A 15,151-nucleotide genomic window follows, 5' to 3' on the forward strand; every position below is an offset into this window, starting at 1 on the left:
CACATCCTGCTGCTACCTCTATAGAACTATTGATTGAGCGACGATTTCAGCTTCTGTACATTTCGTTCATAGGCTGCTTGACGGCTAGCTTCGATCGCTTCATACTCGGGATTCTCGGTAGTCGATTTCATGAATTCGGCGAACAGTTGGTCAAATTCGGCATCCGACTTCGACATTAACAGCTTGGGCAGCGTCTCCGCCCAGAGCCGCGTATTCTCGCCTTGCGCAATACCCTCCTTCGTTGTCGGGTCCGGATCCAGATTCTCGAACTCGGTCATGCTGACCGTCTTGCCCCGCGTCCAATTCGCGATTTGGTTGGCGGGTTCAGCATCTATCCCCGTTGTCCATGCCTGATTCATGTTCGTGTCCATCAGCATCCAGTACATATAAGAAGCGCCATATTGCTTATCGAATGCTTGTCGGTCGGTGTTTAGCAGCTGCCTGACCTCCGGAAGGAGCTGGTCTTGGCCGTCTATCGTATCGTAGGTAATGCCCTTTTCTCCCAAGAACAAGTCCTTGTTGCCCTCTTCGCTGAGCAAATAACTGAGGAAGGCGATTGCCCGCTCCTTATTCTTGACGTTCTTCGAGATGAGCGTCACCGTCCAACCGGAGACGCCATTGCCTGCAAGCGTAGGCGCATCATGTGCGTCATTCTTCGGGCCATCGATCGCGATATACGCTTTGTTCGGGTCCTTGCGATATAACGATTGGTTAATCTCCGTAAAATCAGACCACTGATATAGCATGGCAAAATAGCGACCTTGCGATATTTTCTCATCCTTCTCCAGCCGTTTTTCATCAATATAGACATCTGTCGGCATCAGCCCGTCCTCATTCGCTTGGCGGAATACCTTCAACCATTTCAGATAGGCGGGATCGCTTCGACGGTCGTACAGCTTGCCGTCTTTCTGCTGCGGAATGGCCAGGAAGTTCTGAAGATAGGAATCAAGCGAATAGTTGCCGGTTTCCGTAAACTCATGCAGGCCGATCGGTATGAGCGGCTGGCCGTCCACTTCCGGGAACTTCTCTTTCGCGGCCTTCAGCGCGCCAAGAAACCCTTCCGGCGTGCTCATATCCGGTTTCCCAAGTGCTTCATACATGTCTTTGCGTACAAGGAAGGTTTGATTAGACGTAAAAAGCCGACCGTATTTTTGATAGTCCGCAGGGGATGATGACGCATTCGGGTAGCTATACACATGGCCATCCGCTTGCGTATACCAGCTAAGTTTCGCGGGATCGGCGACTTTAAAGAAATAAGGATCGTACTGGTCCGCCAGCTCATTCAATGGAAGCACCATACCTCCATTAATCATCTTTTGCACGGAATCCTCATAGGAACCTAGCGTGATGAAGTCAGGGAGCGACCTTGCCGCCATCATCGTGTTGAGCTTCTCGTTGGCGTCGCCGGCAGGCACGATAAAGTTCAAGCTCACGCCCGTCTTCTTCGTGATATACTCGGAAACGATGTTGCCGCCCCACTTGCTGGTGAACCAGTCGAAATTGATATACCAGTCAAACGTAATCGGTGTCGTATCCAGCTTCCAAGCAGGCTCATTCGGAGACGATTGAGAAGCGTCTGCCTCCTTAAGATCGGCATTAACGTTCGTATGCTTCTCAGCAGTGCCGTTACTCGATGTGCCGGCGTTCTCAGAACAGCCCACTACCGTCGAACACATCGTCAGAACGAGTAACAGCACAGCTAATTTACCCCTTTTACCCACTCATAGCTCCCCTTCATCTGCACAGTGATAGACTTCACACCCTGATTTTCCCCATAAAAAAAGGGTGCTTACGCCATTCAGGGCCTCAATTTAGTGCTAGTATAAGGGTTATTGCAAGCAAATGAAAGGGCTAACAGAATAGGTAGGTTTTTAGGCTCACGTGGCATTTGGAAGAAATGTCTAAAGACGCAGGAAAAAATCGATGCATTTCTGAACGGAAGGATTATTATAATGATGCCTTCTAAAAAGAAGCTTGATCTCACGAACGGGCGTTGGATCGATAAGACGAATGATTTTCAATTGTTGGCCCGAAAAGCGTTCAATGGAACCAACAGGCAATATAGCTGCCCCCATCTTTAGCAAGACCATAGAAAGAAGAATCGCCGCGGAATTGGACTCGAACTTCGATTGCAAGGAGTTGGCGTGGGTAGCGCCGTATGGTTGAAGATGCTCGAGTAAGCTTACGTCCGAAGCGAATAACGAAGATTCCAGATCTTCTAGCTCATGAAAAGAAACAACGGTTCGATCTGCCCATGGATGATCCGCATAAACGACCAATGCCAGTTCTTCTTTGTACAGGTGCATCATATGAACTTCTTTGTTCGGAACGTAATTGTCGGTAATGCCAATATCGATACTGCTATTCAGCAGTTGTTGCGATGTATTCTCCACGCTAGTAAATTTGATCGTAATGTCAGGATACTGCTCATGAAATTTCACAAAACGGGAGATTAAGCCGAAAAAATCCATCGGAGAAATCCCTATCGTAAGCTTATGAACCCGAGCATGGCGTAACTCATGCGTTTCTTTCTTCGACTCCTCCAGGAGCCTCATCACGGAAAGCGCTTTGTCGTACAGAATTTCCCCGTCGGCCGTAACCTTAACCCCTCTGCCGACTCGCTCGAATAAAGCGGCTCCCACCTCGGCCTCCAGAAAGCGGATCTGTTGGCTTAACGTCGGTTGAGAAATCATGAGAACTTCCGCCGCCTTCGTAAAGCTTCCTTCCCTGCAGATTTGAATGAAACATTCTAATTGCCTGAACATACCAGATCCACCTCGACTTCTCTTACATAGGAATCCATCTCTTGAATAAATGCACGTACAGTGGATCTCATCGTAACAGAATGAAGATAGACAAGCGATATATCCCAGCAAGGAATATGGCCGCTTAATCTAACGATACGCAATGAATCGTCCCTTAAACTTTTGAGCAAAGAGGTGGGTATAAGCGCTGCTCCCAGTCCTTGACGAACCCACTGCATCAGTACGGAAGCGGAGGACGTTTCGATGATCGACTTCAAGGTAAACCCGCAAGAGAGACCATGCATATCAATCAATGATTTGTTTTGATCCCGGAACATAATCGCATTCATTTGCTTCAACGATCGAAAGGGAATCGAGGATGTATCGGCCAACGGATGTTCGGAATGAACCACGAGCGCCAGTTCTTGCCGATACAAGTGAGTCGAAATAACCGAAGCATCCGCAACGGGGTATGCAGTGATTCCGATGTCCACCGTCTGTTGCGCAACTTTATTCGCGGCATCCTCCGTATCCATAATTCTCAATGAAATATTCGGGTACTTCCGGTGAAATCTCATCAAGTAAGGAGCAAGATACTCCATTTCGGCCGGACAACATCCGATCGAAATCGTTTCTTTCGTTTTTCTGTTTCGGCCGTCGATTTCATTCCGAGCCTCTTCGAGAAGATTCAATATCGCGTTGCCTTTATTCAACAGAATTTTTCCCGCTTCCGTTACTTCAACTCCCCTGCTTACGCGATCGAACAATGGAATATTATACTCATCCTCCAAAACCCGGATTTGCTGACTTAGCGTAGGCTGAGTCACGCCTAGTTCTTCTTTCGCTTTAGTGAAACTGCCTGATTTGCAGATTTGGATAAAATACTCAAGCTGGCGCAATTCCACGGCATTTCCCCCTTAGTTAACGGAACATCTCCGTGAGGTCATTCTGAGGCAGGTTTCAATTCGCCTCTCCTCATTATAAGAAGGAACCCGCCATCGAATATATCCGCTAGATTTCAGGTGGAGGTTGCTGGATTTTAGGGTGGGATGCAAAAGGACCACTCCCGTGAGAGTGGCCCTATCCGTTATAACGCAAGCGACTAGGCCGCTTGCGTTCCATTAAATTCTCTTACTCCGCCCTACCATACCGGAAATAATCGAAATCAGCATACCCGCCGGCTTGTTGGCTCGCGTAATTGAACAAGCCGATTCGATAACCCATGAAGTGGTCCAACGTATATTCCATCTTGAGCTCTCGTCCGATCCGCTTCCACTTCGATCCGTCGGACGAATAATAAAAGCTCGCGAGATCGTTGCTGTTCACGAAGTCGAACTCGATTTTCAAATGAATAGTACTTCCATTTACAACAACTTGTTCGATCTCTTGCTCGCCGACGTCCGTGTTCGCGGACATCGCAACGTATCGCTCCCCGTTATCGGCGATCCGAATTCCGACGGTGCCGAACCGATGCTGCAACGCGACCAGACCAGCGTGATCGCCCGGCTTCATGTTGGTGAAGTCAAGGACCGTAGCAGCGACGCAGGAAGGCCCTTCCGTCCGCTGGGTCAGCGTGTTGCGGGCAAATTCTACGCTATCGGCAATATGTCCTGTCGTAAGGCGCAGCCAGCCCGGTCGCGCGGTTACGGACCAGAGCCGATTATCCGGGTTATGATTCCATTGCCAATTCAAGGCGAGCTTATTCGCCTCATAATCAAATTCATCGCTGATGACGAGCGGCGTCGGCTGCGAGTCGGGCAGATCCGCGACAAATTCCTTCGGTGCGTTGCCATCCGTCCCGATCACCGGCCAGCCCTCTTCCCAGTGAAGCGGCAAGACGCAAGGAACCCGCCCTACCGCGCCATGATCCTGGAACAATACGGCATACCATTCGCCTGCTGGCGTATCTACGATGCCGCCTTGCGCCACGCCATTATTGAAGTAACCCAAGTCGTCATCCAGCATGATTCGGCGCTCATAGGGTCCGAGCAGCTCACGCGAACGGTAGACCACTTGCCTGCGGCGTCTATTCCCGACGGACGGCCATTCGATGAAGAATAGATAATAATAACCGTTCAGCTTATAGGCGTGGCAGCCTTCGCAGCGCAGCCCGATTCCTTCACGCTCCGTCTCGAGCAGCAGTTGATGGATCCCGCCAGGTTGCAGCGCAGCGGCATCGGCCGTTAACTCCGTAATCCGGATATCGCCGTTGCCATGGAATGCATAGACGCGATTCTCATCGAACAACAGGGCCGGGTCATGGCGAAGCCCTTCGATCACCGACCGTTCCCATCGTCCGTTCTCGATGTCAGCGGTCTTGTACACGTAGAAGCGATTCATGTCATTGCTGGAGAAACAGACATAGAACATGCCATCGTGATAACGCAGACTTGCTGCCCAAGAGCCTTTGCCGTAGATGCCGACGCCGTCTTGCAGTCGATGCGCCTCATTGTCCTCGAGCGTATCGAAGACGTAATTGACGATCTCCCAATGCTTCAGATTCTGCGATTTCATAATCGGGCACCCCGGCATCGTATGCATGCTCGTGCTGACCATATAGAAGGTCGATCCAACACGAATGACGCTCACATCGGGAACATCCGCCCAGATGACCGGGTTCGTGATCACGGTACGATTCATCGCTTGTACTCCTCTCCTGTCCATGCCGACTACTCCTTCACGCTGCCTAACTGCATACCATGCACGAAATACCGTTGCAGGAACGGATAGACGACCAGGATCGGCAAGGAAGCGACGATCGTAATCGCAGCCCGGATCGACATCGGCGTAACCATGTTCCTCGCGGCCCCCGGGTCCGCGCCGCTGGAGACCGCTGCGTTGCTGTTGGAGAGCATCGACGAGGACAGCAGCTTCATCAGTTCGTACTGCAAGGTGCTGAGGTCTTGCTTGGAGGAAGCATACAGGAACGTATCGAACCATGCATTCCATTGGCCGACGGCGACGAACAGGGCTACCGTCGCTAGCACGGGTTGGCAAAGCGGCAGAATAATGGAGATAAACGTTCGGAAATCGCCGGCGCCGTCGATTTTGGCCGATTCGATCAAGCCCTCCGGCAGCGTCTGGATATAGGTCCTAATCACGATCATGTTGAAGGCGCTGATCAGGCCCGGAATGATATAGACCAGGAAGTTATTCAACAAGTGCAGATCCCGGATAAGAAAATAAGACGGAATCAGACCGGCATTGAAGTACATCGTCATGACAACGACGATCGTGATCGGCTTGCGGAAAACGTATTCCTTGCGGCTGATCGCGTAGGCCAGCATCGAGGTCAGGAAGAGACTGAGCACCGTTGCCAGGACCGTGCGCGCAACCGAGATCCAGAACGCATGATAGATCGTGCCGCCCGCGAAGACGGCTCTGTAGTTCTGATCAGTCCACACGCGAGGCAGCAGATAAATTCCGCCTCGTATCGTATCGTTACCGGCGTTCAAGGAAATGGCGAGCGTATTCAAGAAAGGATACAAGGTCACGATTGCAATGACGATCATGAATAGGCTATTCAGCGTATGGAAGACAACCGGCTCCATCTTGAGCGTTCTCGTTCGCATTGGTGTGCCCTCCTTATATCAATCGGTCTTCGCCGAAACGCTTGGCGATCGTGTTGGCTGCAAAAATAAGCGTGATGCTGACTACGGTCTTGAAGATGCCGGCAGCGGTAGCCAGCGAGTAGTTGCCGATCTGCAGGCCGTATTTCAACACGAAGATATCGATCGTCTGCGACCAATCCACGACGACGCCGTTGCCGAGCAGATACTGTACCTCGAAGCCGGCGTCCAGAATCCAGCCCAAGTTCATGATGAACAGAATGATTACGATGGACTTGATGCCTGGCAAGGTCACGAACAGCATCTTCTGATAGCGGTTCGCGCCATCGATCTCGGCAGCCTCATACAGCGACGGATCGATCGATGTGATAGCCGCCAAATAGATAATCGCGTTCCAGCCGACTTCCTTCCATACATGGGAAGCCCCGACGATGCCCCAAAAATATTTGGGCTCGCTCAGCCACATGATCGGCTCGTTGATGAATCCGAGCTTCATGAGCAGCACGTTGACGATGCCGCTGTCGACGGACAACGAATTCGCGACGATGCCGGTGACGATAATCCAAGACAGGAAGTGCGGCAAGTAGGAAATCGTCTGAATGCTGCGTTTGAACAGCTTTTGCTTGATCTCATTGAGCAGAATCGCGAAGATAATCGCCGTCGCGAAGCCAAGAACCATATTGATGACGCTCATCCCGATCGTATTGCGAAGGACCATTAAGAACGTATCGTCGCTGAACAGAAACTTAAAATGTTTGAGTCCCACCCATTCCTGTTGACCGAACGATCGGGCCGGTTTGTAGTTCTGGAAGGCCATCGTCCAGCCCCAGATCGGATAATACGAGAATACGAATACATATAACAGTATGGGCAGCGACATGAGCATAAGCTGCTTCTGGCCGCTCATTCGCTTCACAAAGGACGACTTGGATTCGACCTTTGCCTCCGCTTTCTTCGATGGAATAACCTCAGGGGTACCAGCCATCATACGCTCCTCCTATCACCTTCATCTATCTCTTTTCCATCTTTGGCTTAAACTGCACAAAGCACGCGGCGAAGCCGCCGGTGCTCTGCACACGCTATCGAGCGCTCTTCGTTATTCGCCGCTCGTCCAGTTCTGAATCCGCCACTGAATTTGCTCATTGATCCGATCTTCATAGGCTTTTACATTGATTTTCTTATAAGCCTCCACATATTCGTTCCATGCCGCATCGAATTCTGCCGATTTGGCGGTAATCGCTTTTGGCAAGTACTTGAGCGAAGCATCCGACATTTGTTTGTTGGCAATCGAAGCATCGGATCCTTCGATGAGATCGATCTGCCACGCCGGGTAGAATACGTTGTTCTCGGGCGGCGTCGAGAAAAAGTCGGTCCACGTCTTGTGTCCATAGGCATCGAGCAGTTCCTTATCCTCCGGTTTGAGGGATTCGTAGAACTCTTGCGGCTGCAGCCCCGCGCTTGTCGCGTTGCCGTCCGAGAACGTGCCTTCCATCTTCGGCAGCGCGCCTAAGAACGCATCGGCCCGGTTAGCCAATTTCCAAGTCGGGTCTTCCTGCTGTTTGCGCTGCTCCGGCGTCCGGTAGAATTTGCCGTCATCGCCGACCATATAGTCGACACCCTCTTCGCCCCAATTCAAGAGCTTTTGGTACTTCTCATCCATCAGGGCATCGAGGAATTTGATGATCCGCACCGGATCTTTGGCATCCACGCTGATCCCGAAGCCGTTGTTCAAGTTCGGTACCGGCTGTTCGAGATACCAATCTTTAATGCTCGTATCGTAGACCAACGGGAAGCCGACATAGGTTTTGCCGATTTTGCCTTGGGCAACGAGCGTATCCTCCGCCGGTTGGAAGTTCCAGTGCTGGTCGAACATGCCGAGCACGCGGCCGGAGGACAACTTTGCCAGATACTGGTCATAGTTCTGGATGAAAGCTTCTTTATCCATCAGCCCTTCGTTATAGAGGGCATTCAGTTCTTTGTAGTAGCGTTTGGATATCTCCTTGTCGGCGAATACGGAGGCCACTCCGTCATCGACGACGACGCCGCCGTCATTCGGATGACCGGTCAGATGCTCCGGCGCGTTAAGCAACGGGAATGTCCGCCAGTCAAAAGCCAGCGTCGTGTAACCGATCGTCGGCTGCCCGTCGATCGTCGGATGCTTCGCCGCATAATCCCGGATAAGCTTCGTATAGTCATCCAACGTTTTAGGCGTCGGATAGCCCGCTTCCTTCAGAATATCCTTCTGGATCCAAAAAGCCGGACCCGAATAGCTGTTGAACTTCGGCTCCCCGGTAACCACGCCGTAATTCGGCAGCCAGTAGATATGGCCGTCACTGGAATCCTTCATTTTGTTCCACGCTTTGGCATAGTGCTTCTTCAGGTTCGGCGCGTGTTCTTCGATCAGTTCCTCCAGCGGAATGACGGCGCCTGCCGCAACCAGCTTCGTATCTGCCGTAATGAGATCCGGATAATCGCCGCCTGCGATCATGACGCCAAGCTTCTGCTGCAGATCGCCGACGAGGAATTCCATATTGAGCGAGACGCCGAGCTCATCCTTGATCTTCTTATAAATCCGGTTATCCGACGTTGGCGCTTGGTTCGGCGTACTGATGAAGGCCGAAAGCGTAATCGGCTTCGTCTCCTCGGCGACCTCTCCGCTTCCGTTATTGCTTGTCGAATTGGTAGTTGCGCCATTCCCGCCATTGTTATCGCTGCAGCCAACCAACGCGATACTTAGCGCAAGTACAAGCGACATTGAACCCCAAAGCTTCTTCTTTGTCTGAATCCCCATCCATGCTCCTCCTTTAGAAATCCAACGTTCTCATCGGCTTGAAGCACCCGAAGAAAAACTATTTCTTGGTAAAAGTGTAGCGCTTACAAGAAACGACAACCACCTGTCGGATTCGAGGTGATCACCCGTCAATCTATAGGTGCGCAGCAAAAATCCTTCGAAACGAAGTTCCGAAGGATGCATAAACAGGGCAATATGGCCAAACGATCAAGTTGCAACTCGTACCTAGGCGCATGACAACTACAGGGTATACCCGAATCCCAGAATCGTGAACCTTTGGTTCTCGTACCCGGAAGCCATCCGGATCTCCACCTGATGCTCGCGCGCAGCATGCTCTTGGTACAGCAGGACCGGATTGCAGTGCGTCCAATTAATCTCATGCGGATCCGCGATGCGGACTTTTCGTCCGTCGACCCGGATTTCTGCGCTGCCAAACTCGTTACGCCCCGAGTCCTTATAGACAAGGATGAGATTCCTGCTTGTGATCGTCATAACGAAGCTCTCATTCCCGGTTTCTTCCGCGTGCATCCAGTTGTGCGGGAATTGCGGCGAACCCATTGGCTGATCATCCATTTCCGCCAGCTGCAGGTCGGTATCGGTAAGCATGAAGCCGCCTTCCTGGATGTTTGCGATCCCTTCGTAATTCGCTCTGTCGAGGAGACGCATGTGGACGAAATCGTTGCCGATGAGCGGTTGTCGTTCCAGGATGATATCCTCTGAATCCTCGTCAGAGCGATCCGTTACCTCCAATAAGTGGCTCAAGCAGTCTGCCATGACCGTATGGCCCGCATTCGTCGGATGATAGATATCGTAGAAGAACTGGTCCTTGCTGATGACATTGCCTTCAGCCTTGGAAAGGCGGAATTGGTCGACGACCGCGTCTTTCACACTGACCATCGGCAGTCCGTAGTGGAACCCCACGGGCGCTAACCGGTCTTGCAGGTTCCAATCATTGACGAACACGCTGAATAGTAGAATGACGGCAGGCTTGTTAGCCTCAGAGAGGATCTTCAAGCACAGGCTCTCGTAGCAATTCCCCTTCGTCTCGTCGCCCGCATCGTTAACGGCGAATTCGACCACGACGATATCGGGTTCCACGGCTCCGTCCCGCCGAACATCCCGATCATACCGGACAACGCCAAGCTCGGATGGCGTCCCTCCCACCCCGGCCTTAATGAACGCGGCCGATTCGCTACCCGGCCGCCCGAACATTCGCCGGAAGCTCGTATAGGACTTATACGCATAACAATCCGTATGGATCGGCTCTGCTCCGGCGCCTTGCGTGATCGATCCGCCGATATAGGCGATCGTGACCTGCTCGCCTCGTTTGGCTTTGTCGATTGCCGCCTTCAGACGCTTGTTATTCCCCTGGCTCACCAAGGATTTCGCAATCATCGCTTGATAGCTCTCCGACTCGAAATCGACTGGCGCCTCGGTCAGCATCTCCTGAGCTTCATCAGGATCTGCGGTTCTTTTGGGTTCCGGATCTTGCGGCGCCGCAGGGCCATGAACGTCGTCCATCCGGCATTCTGCTTGATTGTTGCTATTCATGACGCTTGTCTCCCCTCATGTTGTTGCCTCCATTTCACAGTATGCCGTCATTCGCTGCGCTAGCCTACCAGGCCGGTTCGTTCGATACTTTCGACGAAGTAGCGCTGCACGAACAGGTACAGAATAATGAGCGGCAAGATCGCGAGCAGGATTCCCGTATCCTGAACCATGCTCATGTAGAACGGGTCCGCCTTCGAATTCTCGCCGTCGGAGAGGAAGATCGACAGATTGTACGGCAAGGAACTGAGCTGCGTCGCCATGACCTTGCTGGATGTAAGATACGTCGTCGTGAAGAAGCTGTCGTTCCATTGCCAGACGAACGAGAACAGCGTGACGGTCACGACGGCGGGAACCGCATTCGGAAGCATGATCCGCAGGAACGTCTGTCCGACGCCCGCGCCGTCCATATAGGCCGCTTCTTCGACCTCCTTCGGGATTCCCCGGAAGAATTGCCGGAAGATAAAGATATAAAGGCCGGCCTTCAAGGAATTGGCGGTAATGGAGGTTAAGATGAACGGCCAATACGTATTGAGCAGATTCAGCGATTTGCCCGTCAATAAAGGAATGATCCCCATGAGCGTAAAATCCTTCAAATTCAAATAAATCGGGATAAGAATCGTCGTAGGCGGCACCATGATCGTCAGAATGACGCCGCCGAACAACAAGCCGCTGCCCTTAAACTTCAACCGCGCGAATCCATAACCCGCAAGCGCGCAGGAAGCGGCGGTCAGGATCGTCGTCGTCGACGAAAGCGCGAACGTATTGAGCAGCGTCTGCCAATAGTCCATGATCGAGATCGCTTGCTTGAAATTATCCCACGTATAATGCGCCGGAATCCAGATGACGATCGGCGAGTACAGATCTGTCTTGTGCTTAATGGCCGTCGAGATTTTCTGCAGAATCGGATAGAGGATCACGAACGATAAGCCAATGATAAGCGCCAATCGCACGAACGACCAGAGCCCTCTCTTCCAGCTTTCCACCGATAACAACCGGGCGAATATCAACGTGCTCACACTCCCTCTAATCTTGGTAGAAGACCCTCTTGGAAACGAGATAGGAACTAATTAACAGAATGATCATGATCGCGATGAAATAGAGCCACGCCATCGCGGAGCTAAGGCCGAAGTTGAACGTCGTAAACCCCGTCTCCCTGATCAAGTCGGTCATGTCGTTCCTGGCGAAGGAGTCGATAATCGTGTAGATCATATTGACCAGAATGAGCGGGCTGATCATCGGGAAGGTAATCTTCCAGAATGCTTCATAGCCGGTCGCCCCTTCCATCTTGGACGCCTCGTAGAGCTGGGGAGAGATCGACTGGATGCCTGCCAGGAAAATGAGAATCTGCACGCCCGATTGGCTCACGATCTGATAGATGCGGTCGACAGCGCCAGTCAAGTAATCGGTGATATTCTCGCTGACGCCGGCATCCATCATCATGGCCGCCAGCTCATAGGACCCTAACCCGCTAAGAATGCCGGAACCCGCGTTCTGGTCATTGACCGCCTGAATGAGGCTGCTGGATTCCAATGTCATAATGACGCCCGAAGCCAAGATGACCGGCAGGAAGAAGATCGACCTGGCGATGGTCCGGCCGAAGAACTTCTGATTCAAGAGAACCGCCAGGAACAAGCTGAAGATGACGATGAGCGGCACGTTGACGACCATATTCAGGATCGATTCCGTTAACGTTCGGTTGAAGCTGGTATTGACCGTAAGTGCCTCCACGTAGTTGGACAATCCGATGAAGTCGATCTTCATGCCTTCCGAGTTCGCTTCGATCGCGCTTAAGCTGTAACGCAAGGAAGAGAGGAACGGAATGATGAAGAAGAAGATGAATCCTAGCAGCCAGGGCAGCACGAACAGAAAGCCCCACAGCGACTTCTGCTCCGCATACGTTCGTTGTCTCCTGCCGAGTTTCGGGATGCTCTTCATGCCGGTTCACCGCCTGTGACGTAACTCTCGGCTTCAATCGTCTTGCCTTCAACCGTGACCGAGGCGCGGTTATAATTCACGATCACGTAATACCCGTTCTCGTAGACCGTCTTGAATACGCCTTCTTGCAGCTTCTCATGGCCCGTGATCCGTTTGCCTTGAACAGGCTTCAGCGCCTGATTCACTTGCTTGTAGATGTCGGCCGCCTTATCGATCCAGAGCCCGTAATGGACGGCATACAGATGGTTGTATTCCGTATCCTTCACCTTGTAGTTCGGTTCGTAGATCCATTCGAAATACACATTCGCGCCATACTCCAGACTCTTCAGCACATACTGCCGTTCGTTCGTGTAGGTGGAGAGATTGTAAGGAGCCCCCGTATACTCGGCATACCCTCGGATGACCATCGGATAGAACGGCACTTCCTCGTCTTCGAGCTTGAAGCCGCTGTCGGATAACGGCGCATTCGTAATGTCCGTCAAGTAGGGAAGCGCATAGGCATTGCCGCCGCTTGCCATGACTTGTTCATTCGCTTCGCGGACGTCCGCCAATGCATGCTTCGAGATGCCTTCGGATTCCGTCCGGTCGATCTGATTGTTCTCCCGGTAGTCGCTATTGAGCGAATCGGCCAAATCGCGCAGCGCGATCCCGCCCGCCTGGAATTCGCGAAGGCCGTCCAACGCCGATTCCACATAGCTCGGGACGTACCTTGGCGAGATGACGTAGGAGGGAGACTTCTGTCTATCGCGCCTGTTCAAGGCGAGATCGATGGGATATAACTCCGCCGGAACGTCGCGGAGCGTCCTTGACGCCTCCTTGTTCTGGTCGAAATCCGCCCCCGAGTTGGCGGCCAACAGGGCAACGTCCGGGAAGAACGAAACGCCTTTGTCTTGGGCGAACGCGGCGAATTCCCGCATGCCTTTGCTTCCGCCGATCTCGCCGTCCACCTTGATCGAATCCGGCACTTTATGATCGAGCCCGTCGTTGAACCAACCGGAATATCTGAGCTTGATCTGGTTGATATTGAGCTCTTGCATCCGATTTACGATGTCCTGCGCCTGATCCCAAGTGGTGAGCGGCTCAAGCGATCGATAAGGAATGCCGACAATATGCTTTTCCTTGGTGATGCCGCCGATGAGCTGCAGATAGAATGGAACATCAGCAGCTTGAGACTTGTCTGAGCGTTTAGGCAGTCCCTCGTTCTTCTCGAGATACTGCTGATAATAACGGGCCATGCCCGGATAGGACGCGTTATCGCCGCTCAGGAACGCATAGCGCACCTTATAATCGCTCTTCATCGGGCGCTCCTGGAATTTCGGCAGCGAGCGCTGCTGGCCGTTCGCATCCAGCGTAACCTCGCCCTTATTGACGACATAGAAGCTGGGGTAGACATAGTTGTAGCCGTTAAGCCTGCCCGCGATATCCGCATTGATCGTCGCGACCGAGGCTCCTTCTTCGATGATGCCGAGCATGGCGCGGCCTTCCCGGATGATGCCGAACACCGGCAGTCTGACCTCCTGTTCTCTTGCGGGGTCTTCGGCCCTGTCCATGGTCTGATCCGCCCCGTATACGGCCTGCTGATAAGCCGGGTACTTGGTTTTGCCGTTGTTGAAATGAATCAGGCTGCCTGCGCCGTCGGGAACGAACAACGAACCTTGATCGTTCGTGCCGCCTGCGCCGAAGAAGCTCAGGAGCGAAATCATGTTCACCGGATATTCCGCGGGATACTGAATACCGGCAACCGGCACATGCACGAGCAGACTGTCCCCCTCGAGCGTATAGTTGACCTTCGCCTGAAAAATCCGCGGCGCCGGCTTCTCCTGCGTGAAACCAAGCTCCGCCATATCCTTCTGCAGATCCTCGTCCGTATAACCCGCTTGCTCCATGGCGGCGAGCGCCCGCTCCAGCTGCAGCCCGTTCAGTGCGCTGTCGTTCCGCTCGAACGCCGATTGCTCATCATTTTCTGTGTACGCGATCTTCAAGGCGCGCTGACCGGCTTTATCCAGCTTCCCGCTTAGTTCCTCGAACCGCTTGCCGCTCAGCATCTTGGGGAGATCCTCCGCCGTCTTCTGGGCGGTGCCGAACTGATAGCTGACGCTGACGCCGCCGTCGATCGCTTCGGCCTTGATTTGCTTGTAGCTGGCGCTGTCCGTGAACGAATTGATGGCATTGATCTGTCCGAAGCTGTTATAGAAGTCCAGCTTGATCTGCGCGGACAACAAGTCCTTATTGACGCCTGCCGCGAGCTTATCCGTGCTTCGCTCGGGCGGGTTGCTGTACCATACCTCGCCTGTCCGTTTCTGCAGAACCGCAATTGCGCCGGTCTCTTCCTCAATGAAGAGGCGCAGCTGCTCGCTCTCCGCTACACCTTTCATGCCGCTTACCCGGGAATCCGTGAAGGAAGCGTTCAATGCCTTCCCCGGCGTGAACGCCGCAACAGTCTGGCTTCCCGCATCCACCCTGCTGCCCGATTGGGCGTTGGAACAGCCTGTCGCCGTGATTCCGAGCAGGAAGCATGCGCCGAGCAGGGCGTATCTGGCGATCCCCATGTTCATGCCCCC

General features: G+C 52.8%; 11 protein-coding genes. All 11 read right to left on the minus strand.

From position 1 onward, the window contains the following. Positions 1–26: 26 nt before the first annotated feature. The 11 genes from FHS18_RS00215 to FHS18_RS00265 all read right to left on the minus strand — a co-directional run bounded on the left by FHS18_RS00215 (position 27) and on the right by FHS18_RS00265 (position 15,139). The gene (locus FHS18_RS00215; RefSeq protein ID WP_183597223.1) at positions 27–1,676 is read right to left on the minus strand and encodes an extracellular solute-binding protein; all 1,650 of its coding nucleotides are present in this window, start codon (positions 1,674–1,676) and stop codon (positions 27–29) included. 225 nt (positions 1,677–1,901) lie between these two features. Further along, positions 1,902–2,765, minus strand: coding sequence for a LysR family transcriptional regulator (locus tag FHS18_RS00220; RefSeq protein WP_183595762.1), 864 nt, complete (start codon positions 2,763–2,765; stop codon positions 1,902–1,904). Then, positions 2,750–3,649, minus strand: coding sequence for a LysR substrate-binding domain-containing protein (locus FHS18_RS00225; protein WP_183595764.1), 900 nt, complete (start codon positions 3,647–3,649; stop codon positions 2,750–2,752). The genes FHS18_RS00220 and FHS18_RS00225 overlap by 16 nt, the downstream gene beginning before the upstream one ends. Before the next feature lie 226 nt (positions 3,650–3,875). Beyond that, a complete protein-coding gene (locus tag FHS18_RS00230; protein WP_183595766.1) occupies positions 3,876–5,384 on the minus strand; it encodes a glycoside hydrolase family 43 protein in 1,509 nt (502 codons plus the stop codon). 29 nt (positions 5,385–5,413) lie between these two features. Continuing rightward, a complete protein-coding gene (locus FHS18_RS00235; RefSeq protein WP_183595768.1) occupies positions 5,414–6,316 on the minus strand; it encodes a carbohydrate ABC transporter permease in 903 nt (300 codons plus the stop codon). A 13-nt stretch (positions 6,317–6,329) separates the two neighbouring features. Beyond that, on the minus strand, positions 6,330–7,298 hold the full coding sequence (locus tag FHS18_RS00240) for an ABC transporter permease (RefSeq protein ID WP_183597225.1): 969 nt from the start codon (positions 7,296–7,298) through the stop codon (positions 6,330–6,332). A 111-nt stretch (positions 7,299–7,409) separates the two neighbouring features. Further along, positions 7,410–9,104: an ABC transporter substrate-binding protein gene (locus FHS18_RS00245; protein WP_183595770.1), complete on the minus strand. Its 1,695-nt coding sequence runs from the start codon at positions 9,102–9,104 to the stop codon at positions 7,410–7,412. Positions 9,105–9,344: 240 nt separating this feature from the next. Further along, positions 9,345–10,655, minus strand: a complete 1,311-nt coding sequence (locus FHS18_RS00250; protein WP_183595772.1) for a GDSL-type esterase/lipase family protein — start codon at positions 10,653–10,655, stop codon at positions 9,345–9,347. A 59-nt stretch (positions 10,656–10,714) separates the two neighbouring features. Continuing rightward, positions 10,715–11,662: a carbohydrate ABC transporter permease gene (locus tag FHS18_RS00255; RefSeq protein ID WP_183597227.1), complete on the minus strand. Its 948-nt coding sequence runs from the start codon at positions 11,660–11,662 to the stop codon at positions 10,715–10,717. 16 nt (positions 11,663–11,678) lie between these two features. Continuing rightward, entirely contained in the window at positions 11,679–12,590 is a 912-nt protein-coding gene (locus FHS18_RS00260) for a carbohydrate ABC transporter permease (protein ID WP_183595774.1), read from the minus strand. Continuing rightward, positions 12,587–15,139: a DUF5696 domain-containing protein gene (locus FHS18_RS00265; protein ID WP_183597229.1), complete on the minus strand. Its 2,553-nt coding sequence runs from the start codon at positions 15,137–15,139 to the stop codon at positions 12,587–12,589. Before FHS18_RS00265 ends, FHS18_RS00260 begins: the two co-directional genes overlap by 4 nt. Positions 15,140–15,151 lie beyond the last annotated feature (12 nt).

Origin of the sequence: Paenibacillus phyllosphaerae, assembly GCF_014192105.1 — a bacterium.
Classification (GTDB): Bacteria; Bacillota; Bacilli; order Paenibacillales; family Paenibacillaceae; genus Paenibacillus_Z; species Paenibacillus_Z phyllosphaerae.

Excerpts from the sequence above, each read along its gene's own strand:
- FHS18_RS00230 (WP_183595766.1), bottom strand. The coding sequence starts at position 5,384 with ATGAATCGTACCGTGATCACGAACCCGGTCATCTGGGCGGATGTTCCC.
- FHS18_RS00220 (WP_183595762.1), bottom strand. The coding sequence starts at position 2,765 with ATGTTCAGGCAATTAGAATGTTTCATTCAAATCTGCAGGGAAGGAAGC.
- FHS18_RS00245 (WP_183595770.1), bottom strand. The coding sequence starts at position 9,104 with ATGGGGATTCAGACAAAGAAGAAGCTTTGGGGTTCAATGTCGCTTGTA.
- FHS18_RS00250 (WP_183595772.1), bottom strand. The coding sequence starts at position 10,655 with ATGAATAGCAACAATCAAGCAGAATGCCGGATGGACGACGTTCATGGC.
- FHS18_RS00260 (WP_183595774.1), bottom strand. The coding sequence starts at position 12,590 with ATGAAGAGCATCCCGAAACTCGGCAGGAGACAACGAACGTATGCGGAG.
- FHS18_RS00215 (WP_183597223.1), bottom strand. The coding sequence starts at position 1,676 with ATGTGTTCGACGGTAGTGGGCTGTTCTGAGAACGCCGGCACATCGAGT.
- FHS18_RS00265 (WP_183597229.1), bottom strand. The coding sequence starts at position 15,139 with ATGGGGATCGCCAGATACGCCCTGCTCGGCGCATGCTTCCTGCTCGGA.
- FHS18_RS00240 (WP_183597225.1), bottom strand. The coding sequence starts at position 7,298 with ATGGCTGGTACCCCTGAGGTTATTCCATCGAAGAAAGCGGAGGCAAAG.
- FHS18_RS00235 (WP_183595768.1), bottom strand. The coding sequence starts at position 6,316 with ATGCGAACGAGAACGCTCAAGATGGAGCCGGTTGTCTTCCATACGCTG.